20 protein-coding genes, 1 tRNA gene and 1 riboswitch are annotated in these 23,973 nt (G+C 64.7%); of the genes, 9 read left to right on the forward strand and 12 right to left on the reverse strand.

Translation table 11 applies throughout. The features are described from left to right. Window positions 1–73: 73 nt before the first annotated feature. The 3 genes from A3OK_RS0112330 to A3OK_RS0112340 form a co-directional block, all read right to left on the reverse strand. Window positions 74–160: transfer RNA gene (locus tag A3OK_RS0112330), tRNA-Leu, on the reverse strand. A 65-nt stretch (window positions 161–225) separates the two neighbouring features. Then, a complete protein-coding gene (locus tag A3OK_RS0112335) occupies window positions 226–1,395 on the reverse strand; it encodes an FAD-dependent monooxygenase (RefSeq protein WP_019905182.1) in 1,170 nt (389 codons plus the stop codon). A 56-nt stretch (window positions 1,396–1,451) separates the two neighbouring features. Beyond that, complete coding sequence (locus A3OK_RS0112340; RefSeq protein WP_019905183.1) at window positions 1,452–1,706, reverse strand: zinc-finger domain-containing protein; 255 nt, start codon at window positions 1,704–1,706, stop codon at window positions 1,452–1,454. Window positions 1,707–1,959: 253 nt separating this feature from the next. On the opposite strand from A3OK_RS0112340, the gene map reads away from it, so the two are divergent. The 6 genes from map (at window position 1,960) to A3OK_RS0112370 (ending at window position 7,810) form a co-directional block, all read left to right on the forward strand. Beyond that, window positions 1,960–2,790, forward strand: coding sequence for a type I methionyl aminopeptidase (gene map / locus A3OK_RS0112345; protein WP_019905184.1), 831 nt, complete (start codon window positions 1,960–1,962; stop codon window positions 2,788–2,790). Between the two features lie 25 nt (window positions 2,791–2,815). Next, the gene (gene radC / locus A3OK_RS0112350; RefSeq protein WP_019905185.1) at window positions 2,816–3,535 is read left to right on the forward strand and encodes a DNA repair protein RadC; all 720 of its coding nucleotides are present in this window, start codon (window positions 2,816–2,818) and stop codon (window positions 3,533–3,535) included. A 138-nt stretch (window positions 3,536–3,673) separates the two neighbouring features. Next, a complete protein-coding gene (locus A3OK_RS0112355; protein WP_019905186.1) occupies window positions 3,674–5,113 on the forward strand; it encodes a circularly permuted type 2 ATP-grasp protein in 1,440 nt (479 codons plus the stop codon). A gap of 80 nt (window positions 5,114–5,193) precedes the next feature. Next, on the forward strand, window positions 5,194–6,138 hold the full coding sequence (locus tag A3OK_RS0112360) for an alpha-E domain-containing protein (RefSeq protein WP_019905187.1): 945 nt from the start codon (window positions 5,194–5,196) through the stop codon (window positions 6,136–6,138). 36 nt (window positions 6,139–6,174) lie between these two features. Beyond that, a complete protein-coding gene (locus A3OK_RS0112365) occupies window positions 6,175–7,002 on the forward strand; it encodes a transglutaminase family protein (protein WP_019905188.1) in 828 nt (275 codons plus the stop codon). A 58-nt stretch (window positions 7,003–7,060) separates the two neighbouring features. Then, window positions 7,061–7,810, forward strand: a complete 750-nt coding sequence (locus A3OK_RS0112370; RefSeq protein ID WP_019905189.1) for a peptidase — start codon at window positions 7,061–7,063, stop codon at window positions 7,808–7,810. Here the strand turns inward: A3OK_RS0112370 and A3OK_RS0112375 are convergent. The 8 genes from A3OK_RS0112375 to A3OK_RS0112415 all read right to left on the reverse strand — a co-directional run bounded on the left by A3OK_RS0112375 (window position 7,807) and on the right by A3OK_RS0112415 (window position 17,539). Beyond that, the gene (locus A3OK_RS0112375) at window positions 7,807–8,439 is read right to left on the reverse strand and encodes a thiamine phosphate synthase (protein WP_026597206.1); all 633 of its coding nucleotides are present in this window, start codon (window positions 8,437–8,439) and stop codon (window positions 7,807–7,809) included. The genes A3OK_RS0112370 and A3OK_RS0112375 overlap by 4 nt on opposite strands. Continuing rightward, entirely contained in the window at window positions 8,436–9,230 is a 795-nt protein-coding gene (locus tag A3OK_RS0112380) for a thiazole synthase (RefSeq protein ID WP_019905191.1), read from the reverse strand. Before A3OK_RS0112380 ends, A3OK_RS0112375 begins: the two co-directional genes overlap by 4 nt. Window positions 9,231–9,251: 21 nt before the next feature. Beyond that, entirely contained in the window at window positions 9,252–9,464 is a 213-nt protein-coding gene (gene thiS, locus A3OK_RS0112385) for a sulfur carrier protein ThiS (RefSeq protein WP_019905192.1), read from the reverse strand. Next, on the reverse strand, window positions 9,461–10,681 hold the full coding sequence (thiO, locus tag A3OK_RS0112390) for a glycine oxidase ThiO (protein ID WP_036302812.1): 1,221 nt from the start codon (window positions 10,679–10,681) through the stop codon (window positions 9,461–9,463). Before thiO ends, thiS begins: the two co-directional genes overlap by 4 nt. Before the next feature lie 75 nt (window positions 10,682–10,756). Then, window positions 10,757–10,887: riboswitch (TPP riboswitch) on the reverse strand. A 54-nt stretch (window positions 10,888–10,941) separates the two neighbouring features. Continuing rightward, window positions 10,942–12,192, reverse strand: coding sequence for an adenylate/guanylate cyclase domain-containing protein (locus A3OK_RS0112395; RefSeq protein ID WP_019905194.1), 1,251 nt, complete (start codon window positions 12,190–12,192; stop codon window positions 10,942–10,944). A gap of 665 nt (window positions 12,193–12,857) precedes the next feature. Beyond that, window positions 12,858–14,858: an RNA polymerase sigma factor RpoD gene (gene rpoD, locus A3OK_RS0112405; protein WP_019905196.1), complete on the reverse strand. Its 2,001-nt coding sequence runs from the start codon at window positions 14,856–14,858 to the stop codon at window positions 12,858–12,860. A gap of 199 nt (window positions 14,859–15,057) precedes the next feature. Next, entirely contained in the window at window positions 15,058–16,983 is a 1,926-nt protein-coding gene (gene dnaG, locus A3OK_RS0112410; protein WP_026597207.1) for a DNA primase, read from the reverse strand. Between the two features lie 94 nt (window positions 16,984–17,077). Then, entirely contained in the window at window positions 17,078–17,539 is a 462-nt protein-coding gene (locus A3OK_RS0112415; RefSeq protein ID WP_019905198.1) for a GatB/YqeY domain-containing protein, read from the reverse strand. 206 nt (window positions 17,540–17,745) lie between these two features. Between A3OK_RS0112415 and carA the strand changes: the two genes are divergently transcribed. Together carA and A3OK_RS0112425 are read left to right on the forward strand one after the other, a co-directional pair. Then, window positions 17,746–18,984, forward strand: a complete 1,239-nt coding sequence (gene carA, locus A3OK_RS0112420; protein WP_019905199.1) for a glutamine-hydrolyzing carbamoyl-phosphate synthase small subunit — start codon at window positions 17,746–17,748, stop codon at window positions 18,982–18,984. Window positions 18,985–19,202: 218 nt separating this feature from the next. After that, window positions 19,203–19,580: a hypothetical protein gene (locus A3OK_RS0112425; protein WP_019905200.1), complete on the forward strand. Its 378-nt coding sequence runs from the start codon at window positions 19,203–19,205 to the stop codon at window positions 19,578–19,580. Window positions 19,581–19,631: 51 nt separating this feature from the next. Here A3OK_RS0112425 and A3OK_RS0112430 read toward each other — a convergent pair whose 3' ends face one another. Further along, entirely contained in the window at window positions 19,632–20,033 is a 402-nt protein-coding gene (locus A3OK_RS0112430; RefSeq protein ID WP_026597208.1) for a pseudoazurin, read from the reverse strand. Window positions 20,034–20,393: 360 nt separating this feature from the next. Between A3OK_RS0112430 and carB the strand changes: the two genes are divergently transcribed. Beyond that, window positions 20,394–23,879 (forward strand): carbamoyl-phosphate synthase large subunit, encoded by a 3,486-nt coding sequence (gene carB / locus A3OK_RS0112435; RefSeq protein WP_026597209.1) that lies wholly within the window; start codon window positions 20,394–20,396, stop codon window positions 23,877–23,879. The last annotated feature ends 94 nt before the right edge of the window (window positions 23,880–23,973 follow it).

The following is a 23,973-nucleotide window of genomic DNA, read 5'->3' on the forward strand; positions in this document are numbered from 1 at the left end:
GCCGGCAAGCGATACGGTCAATGACCAACCCGGCACAGCACGTTTTAGGCCATCGCTAAGTGTTCGACGACGATGGTGCGGACGGCGGGACTCGAACCCGCACAGCCTTTCAGCCGCAAGATTTTAAGTCTCGTGCGTCTACCGGTTTCGCCACGTCCGCATACCCGCAAGAGCGGTAGCGATGCCGGGCCGGGAGATCAAGGCATCAGGATCGGGGAGACAAGATCACGGCGCCCAGCCGTAGAGCCAGTCGTAGCGACGGCCCATTCCGGACGGACCGAGGCGGCGCATCACGGCATTGCGGGCAAAGCCGACGAGCGGGCCGGCATGGTAGGTTCGGCCGTTGCCGCGCGCCGCGGATTGCACGCGCTTCGTGCGGGAGGCGCGCGTCGCGGCATAGGCGGCCAGTGATGTCGGCACGTCATCGGCCTTCAAGGTCAGGGCAAGGACGGCCGCATCCTCGATGGCGAGGGCCGCCCCCTGTGCCAGGAACGGCAGGACGGGATGGGCCGCGTCGCCGACGAGCGCGACCCGGCCCCGCGCCATGGGCCGTGCCGTAGGCCGGTCGACGAGGGACCAGACCAGCCAGGAATCCGGTGCGGTCAGGAGACCTGCCAGCACTGGAGTGGCATCGGGAAACTGGGCGCGCAGGACCGCCGGCTCACCAAGTTGGCCCCAATCCTCGCTGCCGAGCCGCTCGGGCACCACGGCGACGATGTTGATGCTCTGTCCGCCCTGAATCGGGTAATGCACGACGTGCCGGCGACGTCCGAGCCAGAGACCGGTCTCGTCACCCTGCAATTCGGGTGGGGCGGCCTCACGCGGGATCGTCGCGCGCCAAGCAGCCTCGCCACAGGATTTCAGCGGCTTGCCGTCGAAATGTCCGCGCAGGGTCGAGCGTACGCCGTCGGCTCCGACCACGAGGTCGACCGAAAGGGTCTCGGACTTCGAGCCCTGGCCACTCTCCAGCATCAGTTCGACGGAAACGTTCGACTCGACGAGCCCCTTCACGTCCCGCCCCATCAGCAGGCGGATCCCCGGCCGGCTTCGGACGGCGTCGAGCAGCAGCGTCTGGAGATCGGCCCGGTGGATGACGTAATAGGGCGCGCCGTGGCGCCCACGCAGCTCGGCGCCGAGATCGACGCCGCCAATCTCGCGGCCTGATCCGAGGGCGCGGACCACCACCCTCGGCGGTTCGCTCGCGGCCCTGCGAAGGGCCGCGCCGAGGCCGAGGCCGATCAGAACGCGGCTGGCGTTAGGCGATAGCTGCAGGCCCGCCCCGACCTCGCTGAATCCGGTCCTGCGCTCGATGAGCGTCACGCCATGCCCGGCGGCTTCGAGCGCGAGGGCGGCGGTCAGGCCACCGATTCCGGCGCCGACGATGGCGACGGTCATACTGCGAGACGCCGAGGGAACGTGTGAGCCGGTAGACACGGGGGGAGCTTGGGCGATCAGGCGGCCTTGGCGCTGTGATCGTCCCAGACGCTCGCGGCCGGATCGGCCGTTCCGGCCTTCAGGCCGGGCCGATAACGGTAGAGTGTCGAGCAATACTGGCAGATGATCTCCTCATCGGTCCCCATGTCGAGGAACACGTGCGGATGATCGAAGGGCGGCTTGGCGCCGATGCACATGAACTCCTTGGAGCCGACATGGATCACGGCGACCCCAAGGTCGTTGTGGAAATGCGGCACCGCCTTGTCAGCCATAGCCCGATCCTGCTTCTGGCCCGCCAGGGGTAGACCCCGCGCGGGCACCATTGCTCCGTCGGGGGCATCCTCTACCCGCTCGGCCGCTTCAAACCTAGCGCCGACGTTCGCGCAAGCCTAGCCCGCATCCCAGGTCGCAGAACCGGAAAAGCCATCATCACCGGGTCGCTTTGCATCGTCGAGGCTTGGCCTCCCGCACGTGCCGCCGTAGATAGAGATCGATCACCGTCGCTTTTACGAAACCGCACGCGTCATGACCCAGAACGAACAGGCCGTCGTCGAAGGCGGACGCCGCGCGCCTCGTCCGCCGATCCACGGTCCCGAAGGGTTCGAAGGCATGCGCAGGGCCGGACGCCTGACGGCGGAAGCCCTCGACGTGCTGATGGAAGCCACAGGCCCAGGCGTGACCACGGAAGCTCTCGACCGGCTTGCCTACGAATTCGCCATGGACCACGGCGCCTACCCGGCTTCGCTGCTCTATCGCGGCTATCCGAAGTCGATCTGCACCTCGATCAACCACGTGGTTTGCCACGGCATCCCCAACGAGAAGCCACTGCGCGAGGGCGATATCGTCAATCTCGACATCTGCCTGATCGTCGACGGCTGGCACGGCGATTCCAGCCGGATGGCCTATGTCGGCGAAGTGCCGCGCAAGGCGGCACGCCTGTGTGAGATCACCCACGAATGCCTCATGCGCGGCATCGCCGCGATCAAGCCGGGCGGCTCGACCACGGATATCGGCCGCGCGATCCAGGCCTATGCGGAATCCGAGCGCTGCTCGGTGGTCCGCGACTTCTGCGGTCACGGCCTCGGGCGTACCTACCATGATGCGCCGACCATCCTGCATTATGTCGAGCCGAGCTACGACGTGGCGTTCCAGCCCGGGCAATTCTTCACGGTTGAGCCGATGATCAATCTCGGTCGACCGGCAGTGAAGGTGCTCTCCGACGGCTGGACCGCGGTGACGCGGGATCGTTCGCTGTCCGCGCAGTTCGAGCACACGGTGGCGGTGACGGAGACGGGGGTCGAGGTCTTCACCTACTCCCCCAAGGGCCTGCATCAGCCGGTCAATCCATCCGCCTGACGTCACGGAATCCGGAGGCAAGACGATGCCGCGCCTCCCCATCGAATCGTCCATCGGCGAGGCCGCGCTCGAGGCGCCGCACTATCTCGGGCATCGCGACCGGCTGCGCGCCCGCTTCGCTCAGGCCGGCTCCGATGCCCTGCCGGATTACGAGCTCCTCGAACTCGTTCTCTTCCGCGCGATCCCGCGACGGGACGTGAAGCCTCTGGCCAAGGCCCTGATCCGCCGCTTCGGCAGCTTCGCCGAGGTGGTGAGCGCGGAGCCGAACCGGCTGGCGGAGGTCGAGGGTGTCAGCCAGGGCGTCATCGGCGATCTGAAGCTCATCGAGGCGGCAGGCCACCGCCTCGCGCGAGGCGCTATCGCCGCGCGCCCCCTGCTCTCTTCCTGGGCGGCGCTCTTGGAATATTGCCGCGCGACCATGGCGTTCTCGGCCCGCGAGCAGTTCCGCGTTCTGTTTCTCGACAAGCGCAACCACCTCATCGCCGACGAGGTCCAGGGCCAGGGCACCGTCGATCACACTCCTGTCTATCCACGCGAGGTCGCACGCCGGGCCCTCGAACTGTCGGCCACCGCCATCATCCTCGCCCATAACCACCCGTCCGGCGACCCGGCGCCGTCGGCCGCCGATATCAAGATGACGCGGGAGATCGTCGCCATCCTCGACCCGCTGGGAATTGTCGTCCACGACCACGTCATTCTCGGCCGCGATGGACATGCGAGTCTGAAAGGGTTGAAGCTGATATGAACGTGCTACTTTGATGATCGAACTGCCTGGATCGCTCGCTCCGCGCTCGTCCGGGGAAAACGTCGGCCTCCTTCGAGGCGCGCATCGTACCGATGGCGCGCCTCTTGCGAAGATGCCGGGATAAAAGGGGAGGCGCGAATGGCGCTCGCTGCGTTCGACGAGATGAATGGGATACCCGGAGCCGCCATGGGCGATTCCGCGGTTCGCGAGGCCTATGACAGCCTGAAATCATGGCTCGATACGACGCCGCCCGAACACTTCAACACGCGTCGCAGCCAGGCCGAGATGCTCTTCCGGCGCATCGGCATCACCTTCGCCGTCTATGGCGCCAACGAATCCACCGAGCGCCTGATCCCGTTCGACATCATCCCCAGGGTGATTACCAAGCCCGAATGGAGCTTCCTCGAACGCGGGCTGAAGCAGCGCGTGACGGCGATCAACGCCTTTCTCAGCGACATCTACGGTGCCCAGGAATGCATCAAGGCCGGGATCATTCCGGCGGATCTGGTCTATCGCAACCCGCATTACCGCATGGAGATGCGTGCCTTCAAAGTCCCGCACGACCTCTACGTCCACATTGCCGGAATCGATATCGTCCGCACCGGGGAGAACGATTTCTTCGTGCTGGAGGACAACGCCCGCACTCCCTCCGGCGTCTCTTACATGCTGGAGAACAGGGAGGTGATGCTACGCCTCTTCCCCGAACTGTTCTCGCGTCACCGCGTGGCGCCCGTGGAAAATTACCCGGATTCGCTTCTTGCGACTTTGCGCAGCCTCGCTCCGCAGACGGCGACGCGTGATCCTTCCGTCGTTCTGCTCACCCCCGGCCGCTACAATTCGGCGTTCTATGAACACTCGTTTCTGGCCGACAAGCTCGGCGTAGATCTGGTGGAGGCGTCGGACCTCTTCACCAAGGACGACGTGGTCTACATGCGCACGACCGAAGGTCCGCGCCGGGTCGACGTGATCTACCGCCGCCTCGACGACGATTTCCTCGATCCGCTCGTCTTCCGCCCCGATTCCGTACTTGGCGTTCCCGGCCTGATGAATGCTTACGAGCGCGGGACCGTAACCCTCGCCAACGCGGTCGGTACGGGCATCGCCGACGACAAGGCCGTCTACAGCTACATGCCGGAGATCGTGAAGTTCTTCACCGGCGAGGAGCCGATCCTGCACAACGTGCCGACCTTCCGCTGTCGCGAGAAGGAGGCGTTCTCCTATGTCATGGACAACCTCGCCGACCTCGTCGTGAAGGAGGTCAATGGGTCCGGCGGCTACGGCATGCTGGTCGGTCCGCATGCCACGAAGCGGGAGATCGAGGATTTCGGCCGCAAGCTGCGACACTCGCCTGACGGGTTCATCGCTCAGCCGACCCTGGCCCTGTCCACTTGCCCGACCTTCGTCGCCTCGGGCGTCGCGCCGCGTCACGTCGATCTGCGGCCGTTCGTGCTATGCGGTTCCGACGAGATCAGGATCGTTCCCGGCGGATTGACCCGCGTGGCTCTCAAGGAAGGGTCGCTTGTGGTCAATTCGAGCCAGGGTGGCGGCACCAAGGATACCTGGGTGCTCGACGCCTGACCCTACGCCATCCGCTCTTTCGGAGCCTGCCTCTGGAACGAGGCGGATCGTTTTCTCGTCCATCGCCTTAACGGAAGCCCATGCTATCCCGGACCGCCGACAATCTGTACTGGCTCTCGCGCTATGCCGAGCGGGCCGAGTTCGTTGCCCGCATCCTCGATGCGGCGCACCGGCTCGCCGCCCTCCCCTCTAGTTACGGCGGTGGCGAGACCAACGAATGGGCGTCGGCCCTGGCCTCCGCCGGCGACCCGGAAGTGTTCAAGCCACTCTACGACAGCGTCAACGAAGCGACGGTGTGCAACTTCCTCGCTTTCTCGCCGCACAACCCATCTTCGATCCGTTCCTGCATCGAGACGGCGCGTGAAAATGCGAGATCCGTACGCACGGCGCTGACCACCGAAATGTGGGACGCCATCAACGGCGCATGGCTCGAGTTGCGCAACTACGAGGGCAGAGATCTCAACCGCGACGAGTTCAGCCGCTTCCTCGAATGGGTGAAGGGCGTGTCGCTCGCGTTCGATGGCTCGGCCTATCGCACCATGCTGCGCAACGACGCATATTGGTTCACCCGGCTGGGTACGGCGATCGAGCGCGCCGACAATACGGCCCGTATTCTCGACGTGAAGTATCGGATCCTCCTTCCCGCCACGGAGAAGGTCGGTGGAAGCCTGGATTATTTCCAGTGGACCACGATCCTGCGCGAAGTCTCGGCCTTCAACGCCTATCATTGGGTCTACCGCGAGAGCGTCAAGCCGCTCCTGGTGGCCGACCTGCTCATCCTCAACCGGCAGATGCCGCGCTCCCTCACCAATTGCTACGGCATGCTGGTGGAACACCTGGATCTCATCGCCGACGCCTATGGACGGCGCGGTGCGAGCCAGCGGCTTGCGAGCAACACGCTCGCTCGCCTCGAAAGCGAAAACATCGACCGGGTCTTCCGCTCGGGGCTACACGAGTTCGTCACCGCCTTCATCGTGGAAAACAATCGCCTCGGCGCGGCGGTCATCGAGCAATATCTGGTGTAGGGTCCGACCGAATCCCGAGCTCTGCAAGAGACGTCCATGCGCATTCGCGTCTTCCACGAGACCACGTACACCTATGAGCATCCGGCTCGCGGACTCATCCAGCTTCTGCGCCTTCGCCCGCGCGACCATGATGGACAATATGTCCGCCGCTGGCGGATCGAGCCTTCGGTGGATGGGCGGATCAGTGAGCGGGAGGACGGATTCGGAAACGTCACTCACTGGTTCACGGCCGATGAGCCGGCCGATGCCCTGACCATCCGGGTGACCGGCGAAGTCGATACCAACGAGATGCACGGCATCGTTCGCGGCACGGTGGAACGCCTGCCCGACGTGTTCTACCTGCGCGACTCTGATCTCGCCGTCGCCAACAGCGAGCTTCAGGCTTTTGCCAAGAGCGTGGTCGACGAGGGCGATTCCTCGGTCCTGCCTTGCCTCCATCGCCTCCTTGCTGCCGTCTACGACACCGTCGTGTTCGAGCCGGGCCCGACCAGCGCCAGCACCACCGCCGCGCAATCCTTCGCGGCCGGAAAGGGCGTCTGCCAGGATCTTGCACATATTTTCATCGCTGCAGCGCGGCATCTGGAGATTCCCGCTCGCTACGTCTCGGGTTATTTCCATCGCGCCGATGGCGTGGAGGATCAGGAGGCGGGGCATGCCTGGGCGGAAGCCCTGGTGCCCGGCCTCGGCTGGGTGGGTTTCGACCCGGCCAATGGTATCGCTACGACGGAGGCACATATCCGCGTCGCGATCGGGCTCGATTATCTGGGAGCGGCTCCGATCCGCGGTAGCCGGATGGGTGGCGGGACTGAGACGCTCGAAGTGAAGCTTCGCGTGGAACAGGCTCAAGCCGCCATCCAGGCTTAACGTCTCATTCCATGCAGCGTGGCCCGATGAATCGCGGGCCATCAGAGGTACCGGTATCATGACCTATTGCGTCGGGCTCCTCGTCGAGGAAGGGCTCGTGATGGTTGCCGACACCCGCACGAATGCGGGACTCGACGACATCTCGACCTACCGCAAGCTGCATCACTTCAACGTCCCGGGCGAACGTGTGATGATGCTGGCCTCGGCCGGCAACCTCTCAATCACACAATCGGTGCTGAGCATGCTCGCCGAGGGCGTATCCGACGACGATGGTGAGCCGACGCTGAAGATCACCGAAACGACGACGATGTTCCAGGCCGCCCAGCTCATCGGCAAGGCGATCCGTCGTGTCCGCATCGTCGAGAAGGCCGGGTTCGAGGCGGCCAACCTGCGGTTCTCGATCTCTCTGTTGTTCGGCGGCCAGATCGGCAACGAGCCGATGCGCCTGTTCCTGATCTACTCGGCCGGGAACTTCATAGAGTGCAGCACCGATGCGCCGTTCCTCCAGATCGGCGAACATAAATACGGCAAGCCGATCCTCGACCGTGCCGTGAAATTCGAGACCGAACTTTACGATGCCTTGAAGGTCAGCCTCGTCTCCATGGATTCGACCATGCGCTCGAATCTCGGTGTCGGATTGCCCATCGATATTGCCGTGGCGAGGCGCGGCGCTCTCGACCTCGAGGTCAGCCATCGGATCGAGGCGGGGGAATCGTACTTCCACGACCTCCGGGAGCGTTGGTCGGCGGCCCTGCGCGCCGCGCACCGCGCTATCCCCCGGCCGCCTTACGGCCCTGCGGCACGCTAGCCTCTGCCGTCCCAGGCTTTCAGGTAGGCGCGCACCGCAGCGCTCGGGTCATCCGCTCTCATTACCCCACCCATGACGACGATTCCGGCAAAACCGGCATCGCGGCAGGAATGGAGGTTTTCGGATGTGATGCCGCCGAGAGCAAAGACCGGGATTCTCAGATCGCGACGGGACCGAAGAGCGTCGGGTCCGAGTGCCGGCCCGTATCCAGGCTTGCTCGGCGTCGCGAAGATCGGGCTCAACGTGGCGTAATCCACGCCGGCCTGCTCGGCGCGGGCGACATCGTCTGGAGAATGAGCCGAGACGCCGATCAGGCACCCCGGCGGAAGATCGCGCCGTGCCGTGGTGATGTCCTCGAAAGTCGCATGACCGCCAAGATGGACGCCATCGGCACCGACGGCGCGGGCGAGCATAACGTCTCCGCCGACGACAAGCCGGGCACCGGCCATGCGCACCGCACGCATCACCGCTTCAGCGAGGGATCGCCGCGCGGCCGTGTCGAGATCGCGATCCCTGAACCAGATCCAGCGAGCGCCCCCCGAGAGCGACGCAACCACTCTCTCGACCAAGGGGCGCGTGCTGCCCGTTCGATCCGTCACGACGAGAAGCGGTGATAGAGCCGGCGTCACGAACCGACGAGACCAAGCTGCGGGCTCGACGGTTCGGCGCGGCCCCGCTTGGGGATGCGGCCGGCGAGATGGGCGAGGCGGCCGGCTTCGACGGCGTGGCGCATGGCGCGGGCCATGCGCACGGGATCGTCGGCCTTGGCGACGGCGGTGTTGAGGAGGCAGCCGGCTGCTCCGAGTTCCATCGCCACGACGGCATCGGAAGCGGTGCCGATTCCCGCATCGACGATGACGGGCACGCTGGCGCGTCGACAGATCAGTTCGAGATTGGCGGGATTGGCCACCCCCATCCCCGAGCCGATGAGCGACCCCATCGGCATGACCGCCGCACAGCCGATATCGGCGAGCCGCTGGCACACGACGGGATCGTCGTTGCAATAGGGCAGTACGATGAACCCGTCATCGACGAGATGGCGGCAGGCTTCCAGCAATTCGGAGACGTCCGGGTAGAGCGTTTCCCGATCGCCGATGACCTCGACCTTGATCCAGTTCGTATCGAGCGCCTCGCGTGCCAGTTCCGCCGTCATGATCGCGTCGCGCGCGGTTTCGCATCCAGCGGTATTGGGCAGGAAGCGATATCCCTTGAGGCGCCTCACCGTGTCCGACCCATGGCCCTGGAGCGAGACCCGGCGGATCGATGCGGTGACGATCTCGGCCCCGGAAGCCTCGACGGCATCGACCATGATGCTCTGCGTCGGATAACCCGCCGTGCCGATGAAGAGCCGTGAACTCAAGGCCACGCCGGCGATGACGAGCGCATCCTCGGCGGCGGCTTCGATCGTGTGTCCGTTCATGAGCTTGATCCTTCGACTATCCTATCCGCCCTGCATGGCGCGCACGATCTCGACCTTGTCGCCCTCCGCGACCGGGGTTGCCTCCCAGTCGCGTCGGCGGATGACCGTGCCGTTCAACGCAATCGCGATCCCTTGCGGGCTTTCGATTCCCGTCTCCTCCGCCTCGATCAGGAAGAGGCCGGAAAGGTCGGCGGCCTCGATCTCGCGCAGGTTTCCGTTGATGGTGAGCCTCATGCGAAGGCCCTCCTTTCCGCGCGCGCCGGCCGCTGAAATCTGGCGAGGCCGAAGCCGCCAGCGAAACCGGGCAGCGCACCTTCGACGATCAGGGCGGCGACGGCATCTGCGGTCGCGGGAGCCAGAAGGTAGCCGTTGCGATGATGGCCGGTGGCCGCGACGAGACCGGGAGCGAGCCTGTCGATGATCGGCGCATCATCGTCGGATGTCGGCCTGAAGCCACTCCAGACCGCCTCGACTTCCATCTCCTCGATGCCGGGCAGGACGCGCCTCGCCCCTTCCAGCAGAGCATAGAGGCCGCCGGCCGTGACGCCGGGAACGAAGCCGCAATCCTCCACAGTGGCGCCGATGATGAGATGCCCGTCGGCTTTCGGAGCCATGTGAACCTGCTCGGTCCAGACCATGTGCGAGAGATTGCCCGTCCGGGCGTTGGTCTTCAGAGCGAGCGACTGGCCACGCAAGGGTCGCACCGGCAGGGCGAGTTCATCCGGGAGGAGCCCGGCTTCGCCGCTCCAGGCACCGGCTGCGAGAATCACGACCCCGGCCGACATCTGCCCGCGAGGCGTCGTCACGCCACGGACACGACCGCCTTCCCAATCGAGCGCCTCGACCGGACAATGCTCGACGATGACGACGCCGGCGGCCTGGGCGGCACGAGTGAGTGCCGCCATGACGAGGCGCGGATCGACCTGATGATCCTCCGCGCAGAACAGGCCGGCCGTGACCGAGGGACGCAAAGCCGGCTCTCGGGCACGAACCTCCATTCCGGAAAGCCAGCGTGCTGAGAGGCCGGACCGGACCTGCAGATCGTGCCGAAACCGCAGGCGGTCGACCTCGTCGCGGCCGATCGCCAGCACGAGGGTCCCCTCCTCCCGGTAGTCGATGCCGATACCGGAAGCGGTCTGGAGATCGTCACGAAACCCTGGCCAGCGCGCCAGGCTCTCCAACGCCAGCGGCAGGAGCGGATCAGAACCGGGTTCGTGTTCGGCGGCTGGGGCCAGCATGCCGGTGGCCGCGAGGCTCGCCCCGGCGCCGACCGTATCGCGCTCGATCACCGTCACGGTGAGACCGGCCTCGGCCAGACGCCAAGCCGACGAAAGTCCGATCAGCCCGGCGCCGACGACAACGACGTCGCTTCGCTCAGGAAGCGTAGCGGCTTCGATGGCGATACCGGTGGTTCGGCGCGAACCGATTGTTGATGTGGCTGAGACGTCCAACAGGAACCTCCGCGATGATCCGCAGAGATTGGTGTCCTTCCGCTTCTGATCCGAAGCATGCCGGGCTTCCGATGAGAAAAACCCGCGGTCCAATCCCTACGCCGGTATGAGCCGGTTCAGGTTCAAAGGATTTCCGCGCTGCCCGGACTCACGGTCCAAGCTCATCGGTTTCTCAGCCCCTTGACGGGGATCTCCCTGGAACGTGCCTGATGTGGGCAAGGATCACGCTTCGGTCAATCCCCGGACGCGCGAAACCGTATTCAGAGTGCTGCGGGTGTTCGCCCCGGCCGGTAGACGCCCATCGGCTCGACGAACCCGTCGAGATCGTGCTCCCCAAGGGATTCAGACTCGTCCCAGAGGAAATCGACGAAGGGCTTCGACATGAGAAGCGGCTCGCCGAGAGTCTTGTTCAAGCGGGCGAGCCGGCTCGCGAGATTCACGTCGCGGCCGATGACCGTGAAGTCGAGCCGAGCGCCGGAGCCGACATTGCCGTAGGCGGCTTCACCGTGATGAAGCGCGATTCCGGCAACGACCGGCTGCGCGAAGCGGCCGATGGCATTGGCCTCGTCGAGGGCGGACAGAGCGGTCCGGGCAGCGATGAGAGCGCCTTTGGCGGCACCGCCGAGATCGTCGCCGCGCTCGCGGAAGATCGCCAGCAACCCATCGCCGAGATACTTCAGCACCTCGCCGCCTTCGCGCTCCACCGCCGGTACAAGGCAATCGAAGAAAATGTTGAGGAGATCGACGGCCTCTTCCGGCGTCATATTCGCCGAAATCTGGGTGTAGTCACGCATGTCGGCGAACAGGATCGCCGAGCGGATGCGCTTGACCTGCCCACGGCGGATGTCACCCGAGAGGATCGCGCGGTGAGGCTCGTCGCCGACATAGATGCGCAGCACCTGATCCAGCGTCTTGTTGACGATCCGCATCTCCATCACGGCCGCCAGGGTCGGCATGACGAAGCGCAGAATGGCGATGTCCTCGTCCCGAAAACCATTGGGAGCGCGGGTCGCGAAGGTGATGCCGTTACGCGTGCCGTTGGTGAAGAACAACGGTGCGACGATGTAATGGGTGTACCCCCCGGCCTTCAGGTCGGGAATGATCGAGTAGTGCAGATCCAACGGCTGTTTCAGGTCGACGATGAGCCATTCGCCGGTCTCGTGGACAGTGAAGAAAGGGCTCTCCTGATAGGCCCTGTCGGACGCATCTCCGTGCGGGAACAGGCGGACCGTCGATCCCGTCTCACGAGTCCAGAAGCGGCCGACACCGGAATATTCGGAGTGCAGCGTGTCGATGGCGGTCGAAGCACGATCGACCGGCACACCAAGTCCGTTCAGCCGCTCCGACATCCCGGCCAGGAGGTCGTCAGCCTGCGGCAGACGCGCACCTTCGCTCAGCAGCCAATCCCGCAATGCCACGCAATCCTGCAATGCGCCGAACGGAACGTCGTTGGCCTCCGATCCGTCTGCATCGGCAGTCGGCGGAGGATGAGGCGGACCGAGTTCAAGCATAACGCCAAGGTGGGTCGGAGAGGGGCGAGCGGCAACGGGTGCCGCGAAGATCGTCACGATTTCCGAAGTCGGGTGTCGCTCAAGTCGTGCCATGATAAGGTGAAAAATACCATCACCGGTCGCACGGGACGCAGACGTTCTTTCATGTCATCGAGCTTGCCTATGCGTATCGCACTCGCGTCTTTCGCCGTCGTGACGCTCCTCGCGCTCCAAGGAACCGCAGGAGCGGAGCCTGCATTGCTCCCATCCGCCAACAATCCGATGCCAGCTCCCGCCAATCCGGGAGACCATGCTTTCAAGCCGACGGCATCGAGCTTCGCGCAAGCGAACGAGGCCAGCGTCCGTCGCCAGGCCGCCTTCAACAAACGAATCGCTCGGCGCGGCGAACGGGCGATCTCATCGCTGTGTGACGGCTGCAGAGCGAGGGCCCATCGGCATAAGCCGAAGGTCACGGGTAACGTGAGCCCGAGTGTAGGGCGCGGCATGCCCGATTCCGAGAGCATCTATTCGAGAGGGCGAGGGTTCGATCCTTCGCTGGCCGGAAGCGATTGAGAAATCGGCTTTTTTTAAAGAGCCAGCCTCAACGACAACGGCGCACCGAAAGGTGCGCCGTTGTCGTAATGGTCCGAGACATCTCTCATCCCGACGAGCGGGACGTTTCGTTCTTAGTTGTCGAGGAAGCTCCGCAGCTTCCTCGAGCGGCTCGGGTGCTTCAGCTTGCGGAGCGCCTTCGCCTCGATCTGACGAATACGCTCGCGGGTCACCGAGAATTGCTGGCCGACCTCTTCGAGAGTGTGGTCGGTGTTCATGCCGATGCCGAAGCGCATTCGCAGCACGCGCTCCTCGCGCGGCGTGAGTGAAGCCAGAACGCGCGTGGTGGTCTCGCGCAGGTTCGACTGGATTGCCGCGTCGATCGGCAAGACGACGTTCTTGTCCTCGATGAAGTCGCCGAGATGCGAATCTTCCTCGTCGCCGATAGGCGTCTCGAGCGAGATCGGCTCCTTAGCGATCTTGAGGACTTTTCGCACCTTCTCGAGAGGCATGGCCAACTTCTCGGCCAATTCCTCCGGGGTCGGCTCGCGCCCGATCTCGTGCAGCATCTGGCGCGACGTGCGGACGATCTTGTTGATCGTCTCGATCATATGGACCGGGATGCGGATGGTCCGGGCCTGATCGGCGATCGAACGGGTGATCGCCTGCCTGATCCACCAAGTGGCGTAGGTCGAGAACTTGTAGCCGCGGCGATATTCGAACTTATCGACGGCCTTCATGAGGCCGATATTGCCCTCCTGGATCAGGTCCAGGAACTGCAGGCCGCGATTGGTGTATTTTTTGGCGATCGAGATCACGAGGCGGAGGTTGGCCTCGATCATCTCCTTCTTGGCCTGACGGGCTTCGCGCTCGCCCTTCTGGACCATGTTGACGATCTTGCGGTACTCGCCGATCTCCAGCCCCGTCTCGGAGGCGAGAGTCAGGATCTGCTCACGCAGGTCGGCGACCTGCTTGGCACCTTTCTCGACGAGGTTCTTCCAGCCCTTGCCGCCGAGCTTACCGACCCGCTCCATCCAGTTCGGATCGAGTTCCCAGCCCTGGTAGTGCCGCAGGAATTCATCGCGGGCGACGCCGTGGCTCTCGGCATAGCGCATGAGGCGGCCCTCATGGCTGATCAGTCGCTTGTTGATGTCGTAGAGCTGCTCGACCAGCGCCTCGATGCGGTTCGAGTTCAACGACAGGGACTTCACGTCGGCGACGACGGTATCCTTGAGATCGCTCTGTTTCTGGTTCTGCCCGGAGGTCTGCGTGCCGCCGCCGGCCTTCAGCTCGGCATGCTCGTTCTGGAGCTTGCGAAGCTTCTTGTAGTTGTTGGCGATGTTGTCGAACGTCTCGAGAACGCGCGGCTTGATCTCGGCTTCCATCGCCGCGAGCGAGACGTTGTTCTCCATGTCGTCGTCGTCGTCGCTGCCCTCGGCGGGGATCGGCGCCTCGGCCTCGGAATCTTCGCTCTCTTCGCCCTCGGTAAGCTGCGGCGCGTTCTTCGCGTCCGGGCCGGCATAGGTGGCTTCGAGATCGATGATGTCGCGCAGGAGCACCCGGCCGTCGACGAGCTCGTCGCGCCAGATGATGATGGCCTGGAACGTCAGCGGGCTTTCGCAGAGGCCCGCGATCATTGCCTCGCGGCCGGCCTCGATACGCTTGGCGATCGCGATCTCGCCCTCGCGGGAGAGAAGCTCCACCGAGCCCATCTCGCGCAGGTACATGCGCACCGGGTCATCGGTGCGGTCGGTCGGCTCCTTGGCGGTCGTCTCGCGCACGGCCAATGGCTTGGCCGGGGCGATCTCGGCGACTTCCGTACCCTCGGCAGCGTCGTCGTCGTCGGACGCCTCGCCGCTCGCCGGCTTGTCGCCGCCGGCATCTTCGGTCTCTTCCGCCTCGACGACGTTGATGCCCATTTCGGAGAGCTGCGACAGCACATCCTCGAGCTGGTCCGGATCGGACTGGCCCTCGGGCAGCACCTCGTTGATCTCCTCGTAGGTGATGTAACCGCGCTTCTTGGCGAGCTTCACCATCCGCTTGACCGAGGCATCGGTCAGATCGAGGAGCGGTCCGTCGGTCTGTTGCTCCGGAGCAGCATCCGTATCGTCCCGTTCCGTTGCCTTCGTCGCCATGTTCCGCCTATTGTTGTCCTGGTCGCGTTGAGCGGGAGCGTTCGGCTCACTCCGCGTCGTCAACGCCGCCATTCAAGTGATGTACGGCGCGCACGAAGCGACCGCGTCGATATCGCATATCTCGGTGTACAAGCGATACGCTTGACCGACTGTTAACCATGCGCCTCGAAAGGCGCCCCAAATCTCAATTCATCGCGGGCTACGCGGCCGCCGTATCGTCTGATTCTGGCACGTCGGCGTCTGCCTCTGCCCCTGCGATCACGGCCATACGTTCCTTGACGTCGCATAGCCAAGCGAAGTTGGCCTCGGATTCATCCTCGACCAATGCTCTCTCGGCAGAGCGAAGCTCGCTATTTAGCGCTCCAGACTTCCGGTGCAAGATCACGGCCTGACGCAATGCGTCTTCCAGACGCATCCGGTCGGCATGTGGATCGAGCGTCCATCGGTCTCCCGGCCTGACATGAGAGGCAAGCCGCGCCGCCGCCGCTTCGAGCCCTGCCCTGCGCAGACGGCTCTCCAGAACCTCGACATCGGGCTGGTCGGCGTCGGCGGCCTGGTCCAGCAGGAGCGACCGAAGCGCCTGAGCATCGGGATCGTCGAGTTCCAGCGCCGCCAGATCCTCGGCTTCTATCCCCAACAGTTCCGGGTGGGCCAGCAGGCTTGAGACGATCATCGCCTCGCGATCCCGGAACATCGCCGTCCCGCCGGAATTCGTCGAGCCCGCATAGAGCGGATTGAACTTCGTCGTGATTCGCGGCGAAGGCGGCGGATCGCCCGGCCTCGGGCGGCGCTGGAACGTCGAGGTTCCGACATTCCGAGGCTCGTAGCCGTTCCGGCGCTGGCCGCCGTTACTACCCCCGGGCGACAAGGCCCGCAGTCGCCCCTCGATCTCATCCTTGTAGAACCGTCGCACCGTCTCGTCCCGGATCGAGGCGACCATCTCGCGCAGACCCTTGGCGAGGCCGGCCTTGCGCTCGGGCGTATCGGTGGGCGTCGACTCCGTAGCGCGCGACCACAGCACCTCCACGAGGGGCCGCGCCCCTTCGAGAACTCGGTCGATGGCCGAGGCGCCGGCGGAACGAAGCAGGTCGTCGGGATCCTGCCCTTCCGGCAGAAGCGCGAACCGAAGCGACTTGCCGGGCGTGAGCCCCGGCAGGGCCACGTCGAGGGCCCTGAAAGCCGCGCGCTGGCCGGCACCATCACCGTCGAAACACAGGATCGGCTCGTCGGCGTTGCGCCAGAGGAGCGCGAGCTGCTCTTCCGTCAGCGCCGTACCCAGCGGTGCCACGGCATTCGGATGCCCGGCCATGGTCATCGCGATGACGTCGACATAGCCCTCCACCGCGATGATCGTCCCGCGATCATGAGCGGCCTTCCGGGCGCCATGCAGATTGTAGAGCACCTGCCCCTTGTGAAAGAGCGGCGTCTCAGGCGAATTCATATACTTCGCCTTGGCGTCGGCCTGCATCGCACGCCCACCGAAGGCGATGACCCGGCCCCGGCTGTCGGTGATGGGAAACATCACCCGGTCGCGAAACTTATCGAACGGCACGGCGATGTCGTCGCCACTCACCAGCAGGCCGAGTTCGGCCATCAACTCCTTGTCGACGTCCTTCGCGGCCAGATAATCACGCAGCCCATAGCGCTCCGACGTGGCATAGCCGAGCCGGAAGCGCGAGCGAATCTCAGGGCCGAGGCTGCGCCGGTCGAGATAGGCGCGGGCGCTGGTGCCGAGACGGCCCTTGAGCTGATCCTCGTAATAGCCGGCCGCCAGTTCCATCACCTCGAAGGCGCCGGTGCGCTTGGTTTCCATCTCCCGCGTGTCGGCGCTGGGAGCCGGCAGAGTCACGCCCGCCTCGCCGGCCAGACGCTCGACGGCTTCGGGAAAGCTCAGGCCCTCGGTCTCCATCAGGAAGGTGAAGACGTCGCCGTGTTTGCCCGAGGAGAAGCAGTGATAGAACTGCTTCTGATCGTTCACGTAGAAGGACGGCGTCTTTTCCGAATTGAACGGCGACAGGCCGCGCCATTCGCGGCCCGCCTTCTTCAGCCTGACCCGACGCCCGACCACATCCGAGGCGGGAAGCCGGGCTCTGATCTCTTCGAGGATATGGGGTGGGTAACGCACGGGAGGACCGGACCTTTGCAGGCCGGCATTCTAGCCGAGCGCGTTTAAGGAGTCCCGAACGCTTCGACGCACCCTGCCCATACCGCCCCGGCCCTTACGCCTTGGCGTTCAGCACATCCTTCACCAATCCGCTGGCCTTGCCGAAATCCATCCGGCCGGCGAACTTGCTCTTCAGCACGGCGATGACCTTGCCCATGTCCTTCGGACCGGCCGCGCCGGTTTCCTCGACGGCGGCTTCGATCGCGGCTTTGGTCTCCGCCTCGTCCATCTGCTGCGGCAGGTAGCCGGCGATGATCGCGACCTCGGCCCGCTCGTTCTCCGCGAGTTCGGGGCGGCCGCCCTGATCATAGACGCCGGCCGATTCGTTGCGCTGCTTGATCATCTTCTGCAGCAGCGCGAGGATCTCCTCCTCGGAGGCCGGCTCCTTGCCGAGACCTCTCGCCTCGATGTCCTTGTCCTTCAACGCGGCCTGAATCATCCGCACGGTGGCGAGCTTCGCCTTGTCGCCGGCCTTCATGGCCTCTTTCATTTCGGTGGTGAGGCGGGCGCGCAGCATGGTCGTCTCCTGAGAATCGTCGTAAGCGTCTGAAATGGTCGACGAATTGCGGTGATCGGCGAATCGAGGTGGTTGAGCCGGTCGAAGACAGGGGCCACATTGACCCCATCACGGCCCGCTCGTTATGAGCGCCGCACAATGCGCCACCTGCACGCGCCGTCGCACCGGCGTCGATGGGTCGGCCGGACATAAGCGAGATCGCGACGATGCTGCAAGACGAAGGCGCCCAGGCGCGGCTTTCCTCCACGCCCGCTCCCTGGGCAGAGCCAGTGGCCACCGCTCTCCTCGTCCTCGCCGACGGGACCATTCTCGAAGGCTTCGGTATCGGGCAGACCGGAGCGGCGGATGGTGAGGTCTGCTTCAACACCGCGATGACCGGCTATCAGGAAATCCTGACCGACCCATCCTATGCCGGCCAGATCGTCACCTTCACCTTCCCGCATATCGGCAATACCGGGACCAACGACGAAGACCTGGAGAGCCTCGACGCGGCCCCGGCCTCCGGCGTGCGCGGCGCGGTCATCGCCTCGGCCGTCACCAATCCGTCGAACTGGCGCTCGTCGAGCCATCTCGACGCCTGGCTGAAGGCGCGCGGCATCGTCGGCATCACCGGGATCGACACCCGGGCGCTGACCGCGCTCATTCGCGATCACGGAATGCCCAATGCCGTCATCGCCAACGATCCGGCCGGAGCGTTCGACCGCGAAGCGCTGAAGGCGCGCGCCGCCGCTCTCGCCCCCATGGAAGGTCTCGACCTCGTGCCCCCGGTGACGAGCCGCGAGAACTCCGACTGGTCGCAGACGACCTGGGCGGTGAAGGGCGGCTACGGCACGAGGCAGATCGGCGAGGGCCTCAAGGTCGTCGCCATCGATTACGGGGTGAAGCGCAACATCCTGCGCCTGCTGGCCGAAGCCGGTTGCGACGTAACCGTCGTGCCCGCCACGACTTCGGCCGCCGATATCATGGCGATGAAGCCGGACGGCGTTTTCCTTTCCAACGGACCGGGCGATCCGGCCGCTACCGGCGAATACGCGGTGCCGGTGATCCGTACGCTCCTCGACGAGAAGGTGCCGACCTTCGGCATCTGCCTCGGGCATCAGCTGATGGGACTCGCGCTGGGCGGCCGCACGGTGAAGATGGCCCAGGGCCATCACGGCGCCAATCACCCGGTGAAGGACAAGACGACGGGGAAGGTCGAGATCGTCTCGATGAACCATGGCTTTGCTGTCGATCCGGCGAGCCTGCCGGACACCGCCGTCGAGACGCATGTCTCGCTGTTCGACGGCTCGAATTGCGGTCTCACCCTCACCGACCGCCCGGCCTTCTCGGTGCAGCACCACCCGGAAGCCTCGCCTGGCCCACGCGACAGCCACTACCTGTTCGAGCGGTTCGTGACGCTGATGCGCAGCGGCAAGGCCGAGACGCTGGTCGCGACCAGCGAGTAAGTCTCGGACGTCCCGGACAGATCGGCCTCATCCGGGAGTCCGTGCGCGTGGCGTAAGGATGGGCGAGGTCGGCCAGCTTGGATTCGCCGATCGTCGATTGGTTCCCGCGCCCGTCATAAAAAATCCAGCTTTGGCCGGCATTCCCGAATCATCAACGGGCCGTTCGAGCGACGACGCTTTCAAAGATCGTCCGGCGGGCCAGGATCGGGGATTTCCATATGACGTTCGACGACGCGCGGGACGATTTCTCGCGGCTGCATCGGGTCTTCACGTTCCATCTCGGCGTGGCCGTCGGCCTTGCCTGGATGACGGCGCTCTACTCCGCCTGCTACGCTCCGTGGGTCCGCAACATCCGCGCCCTGATCGATCCGACCGGCGGAATCGACCGCGTCGAGAGCACGTGGTCGTTTCTCTTCGTGCTTCCGGTGATCCTGACCATCGCCTGGGTCAGCCTGTATTTCGGCCGGGAGATCATCCGCCGCTCGCAGACGCTCCCCAACGTCGCCGTTGAGTTTGCCGCCGCCGCCCTGATCGCGTTCGGCGTGTTCTACCTCTCGATCGATCGTGCGGTCGCAGCCCTGTATATCGGCGTCTGAGAGGTCCGATCGGGATGACCGGAGGCGGCACGACACCGCCTCCGACCTCCCTCATGGAAGCTGCGCGAAAAGAGCGTCGAAGCGCTTTTTGGCGAGCTTGTTGTGGTCGACGGTCTTGGCCGCTTCCAGATTGTCCGGCTTGTCCCCGACGATCACCAGGCCGACCATGCCCATGAGGTAATGCGGCGAGCATTTCACGCCGTAGATGCCCGGCTTGTCGAACCTGACGCTCTCTTCCTTGCCCAGGACCGTCTTGAAGGTCTCTGCGCCTTCGGGGGCCATTCCCTTGATCAACTCGACGTTGTGACCCTTGTCCTGCGGCACGAGCTTGATGCTGTCGCCCGGCGCGAGTTTCACGAAGGACGGATCGAATACCATCGCTCCCCCGGGTCCGCTGTTCAGTGTCTTCACGGTGATCTCGGCGGCGGTGGCGCCGACCGCGGCAACGGCCATGCAGAAAGCCGTGACGGTGGAGAACACTCCGAATTTCTTCATCTCTTCCCTCGACTTATTCTTGATAAAAGTCGACCCTCCGTCGATCATTGCAAATACACGATTGCCATCGACCAAGCAAAATTTCTCGATAACTAAAATTTATAACAATGAAAGCTTTCGATCATTCGGTGATTGCTCGATCACGCCAGAGCCGGGCACGGACCTGCTCAAGCCGTTCAGAGCTCTTCCAAAACCGGCATTCGGGGTGTAGACGCGAGGCCCAACGATCATTCACGCCGCACGCGCTCACATCCGGCCCGCCTCGAGAGTGTGGCGCCGCGCTTGTCGGGCGCGCGTGCCCGCAAGCCAAGGCGCCCGATGCCGAAACGCACCGACCTCTCCACGATCCTCATCATCGGTGCCGGTCCGATCGTGATCGGTCAGGCGTGCGAGTTCGACTATTCGGGCACGCAGGCCTGCAAGGCCCTGCGCGAGGAGGGTTACCGGATCGTGTTGGTCAACTCGAACCCGGCCACGATCATGACCGACCCGGACATGGCCGATGCGACTTATGTCGAGCCGATCACCCCGGAAATCGTCGCCAAGATCATCGAGAAAGAGCGTCACGTCGTTCCCGGCGGCTTCGCCCTCCTGCCGACCATGGGCGGCCAGACCGCGTTGAACTGCGCCTTGTCCCTCAAGAAGATGGGCGTTCTGGAGAAATTCGACGTCCAGATGATCGGCGCCACGGCTGAGGCCATCGACAAGGCCGAGGACAGGCAGCTGTTCCGCGACGCCATGACCAAGATCGGCCTTGAGACGCCGAAATCGGCGGTCGCCAACGCCTCCGCCGCCAAGAAGGTGGACCGCGAGAAGTATCTCGCCGAAATCGCCAGGATCGAGACCGCGACCGAAGCCTCGGCGCGAACGGCTGCGCTCGCCGCATTCGAGAAGAAGTGGCACGCGGGAGAATCCGACCGGCGCAAGCGCTACGGCGAGCATGCCATCGGGCAGGCGCTGATCGCTCTTGCCGAGGTCGGCCTGCCGGCGATCATCCGCCCGTCCTTCACCATGGGCGGCACCGGCGGCGGCATCGCCTATAACCGGGAGGAATTCCTCGACATCGTCGAGCGCGGCATCGACGCCTCGCCGACCAACGAGGTTCTGATCGAGGAATCCGTCCTCGGCTGGAAGGAATACGAGATGGAGGTCGTTCGCGACAGGAACGACAACTGCATCATCGTTTGCTCCATCGAGAACATCGACCCGATGGGCGTCCATACCGGTGATTCCATCACCGTCGCGCCGGCCCTGACGCTGACGGACAAGGAATATCAGGTGATGCGCGATGCATCCCTGGCGGTGCTTCGCGAGATCGGCGTCGAGACCGGTGGCTCGAACGTGCAGTTCGCCATCGACCCGGCTACCGGCCGCATGATCGTCATCGAGATGAACCCGCGCGTCTCGCGTTCGTCTGCCCTGGCCTCGAAGGCCACCGGATTCCCCATTGCCAAGGTCGCGGCCAAGCTCGCCGTCGGCTACACCCTCGACGAGATCGCCAACGACATCACCGGCGGCGCGACCCCGGCCTCGTTCGAGCCGACCATCGATTACGTCGTCACCAAGATCCCGCGCTTCGCCTTCGAGAAGTTCCCGGGCGCCGAGCCGACCCTGACCACCGCGATGAAGTCGGTGGGCGAGGCCATGGCGATCGGGCGCTGCTTCGCGGAATCGCTGCAGAAGGCGCTGCGCTCCCTCGAAACCGGCCTCACCGGCCTCGACGAGATCGAGATCGAAGGCCTCGGCAAGGGCGACGACCACAATGCGATCAAGGCGGCCCTCGGCACGCCGACGCCGGATCGGCTGCTGAAGGTCGGACAGGCCCTGCGCCTCGGCGTCAGCCACGAGGAGGTCCATGCCTCGTGCAAGATCGATCCGTGGTTCCTCGAGCAGCTTCAGGCGATCATCGATCTCGAGAACCGGGTGAAGGCGCACGGCATTCCCACCACGCCCGGAGCGCTGCGTCAGCTCAAGGCTGCCGGCTTCTCCGACGCGCGCCTCGCGGTGCTCGCGAAGACCGACGAGGACAGCGTCCGCGCCGCCCGCCGGGCTATGGGCGTGCGGCCGGTCTTCAAGCGCATCGACACCTGCGCGGCCGAGTTCAAGGCACCCACCGCCTACATGTACTCGACCTATGTGGCGCCCTTTGCGGGAACGGTGGTCGACGAGGCTCAGCCCACCGATGCCAAGAAGGTGATCATCCTCGGCGGCGGCCCGAACCGGATCGGACAGGGCATCGAGTTCGACTATTGCTGCTGTCATGCCTGCTTCGCGCTCACCGAGGCCGGCTATGAAACCATCATGGTCAATTGCAATCCGGAGACGGTGTCGACGGATTACGACACCTCCGACCGGCTCTATTTCGAGCCGCTGACGCAGGAGGACGTCCTCGAGATCATCGAGACCGAGCGCCAGGCCGGGACGCTTCACGGCGTCATCGTCCAGTTCGGCGGCCAGACTCCGCTGAAGCTCGCCCGCGCCCTGGAAGCCGCCGGTGTGCCGATCCTCGGCACCTCGCCGGACGCCATCGACCTCGCCGAGGATCGCGACCAGTTCAAGCGCCTCCTCGACAAGCTCGGGATGAAGCAGCCGAAGAACGGCATCGCCTATTCGGTGGAGCAGAGCCGGCTCGTCGCCTCGGATCTCGGCCTGCCCTTCGTGGTGCGCCCGAGCTACGTGCTCGGCGGTCGCGCCATGGCGATCATCCGCGACGAGGTGCAGTTCGCCGACTACCTCCTCGACACCTTGCCGAGCCTGATCCCGTCCGACGTGAAGTCGCGCTATCCCAACGACAAGACGGGGCAGATCAACACGGTGCTGGGCAAGAATCCGCTCCTGTTCGATCGCTACCTGTCGGATGCCACCGAGATCGACGTCGATGCGATCTGCGACGGCAAGGACGTCTATATCGCCGGCATCATGGAGCACATCGAGGAAGCCGGCATCCATTCCGGCGATTCCGCCTGCTCGCTGCCCTCGCGCTCACTCTCGCCGGAGACCATGGCCGAGCTGGAGCGGCAGACCAAGGCCATGGCCATGGCACTCGGTGTCGGCGGCCTGATGAATGTCCAATACGCGATCAAGGACGGCACGATCTATGTGCTGGAAGTCAACCCGCGGGCCTCGCGCACGGTGCCCTTCGTGGCCAAGGTCATCGGCGAGCCGATCGCCAAGATCGCGGCGAGGGTCATGGCCGGCGAGCCCCTCGCGAGCTTCAACCTGCAGCCGAAGGTGCTCGACCATATCGCCGTGAAGGAGGCGGTCTTCCCCTTCGCGCGGTTCCCCGGCGTCGACGTGCTGCTCGGACCCGAGATGCGGTCCACCGGCGAGGTGATCGGCCTCGACGCCAGCTTCGGCGTCGCCTTCGCCAAGAGTCAGCTCGGCTCGGGCACCCTGGTTCCGAAGAGCGGCGCGGTATTCGTTTCCGTGCGCGATGCCGACAAGCCGCGTATCCTGCCGGCGATCCGGCAATTGTCGGAGGCCGGGTTCACGATCGTCGCCACGAGCGGAACGCAGCGCTACCTCGTCGAGAACGGCGTTCCGACCGAGCGTGTGAACAAGGTTCTCGAAGGCCGACCGCACGTGGTCGATTCGATCAAGAACGGCGACATTCAACTCGTGTTCAACACCACGGAAGGCGCGGGTGCGCTGTCGGACTCTCGCTCCCTGCGCCGGGCGGCCCTCTTGCATAAAGTGCCGTACTACACCACTCTAGCTGGAGCGATGGCAGCGGCCGAGGGGATCAAGGCCTATCTCGAGGGTGATCTCCAAGTCCGCGCCTTGCAAGAATACTTCGCAGCCTAACATTTGATGTCGTGTCCGTCTTGGATGGACACAGCAACTGCCAAGGCTTCAGAACCATCTTACTCTGGCCCGGAGGGAGCGTTCCGCCCCCGAC

It is taken from the genome of Methylobacterium sp. 77 (assembly GCF_000372825.1).
Lineage (GTDB): Bacteria > Pseudomonadota > Alphaproteobacteria > Rhizobiales > Beijerinckiaceae > Methylobacterium.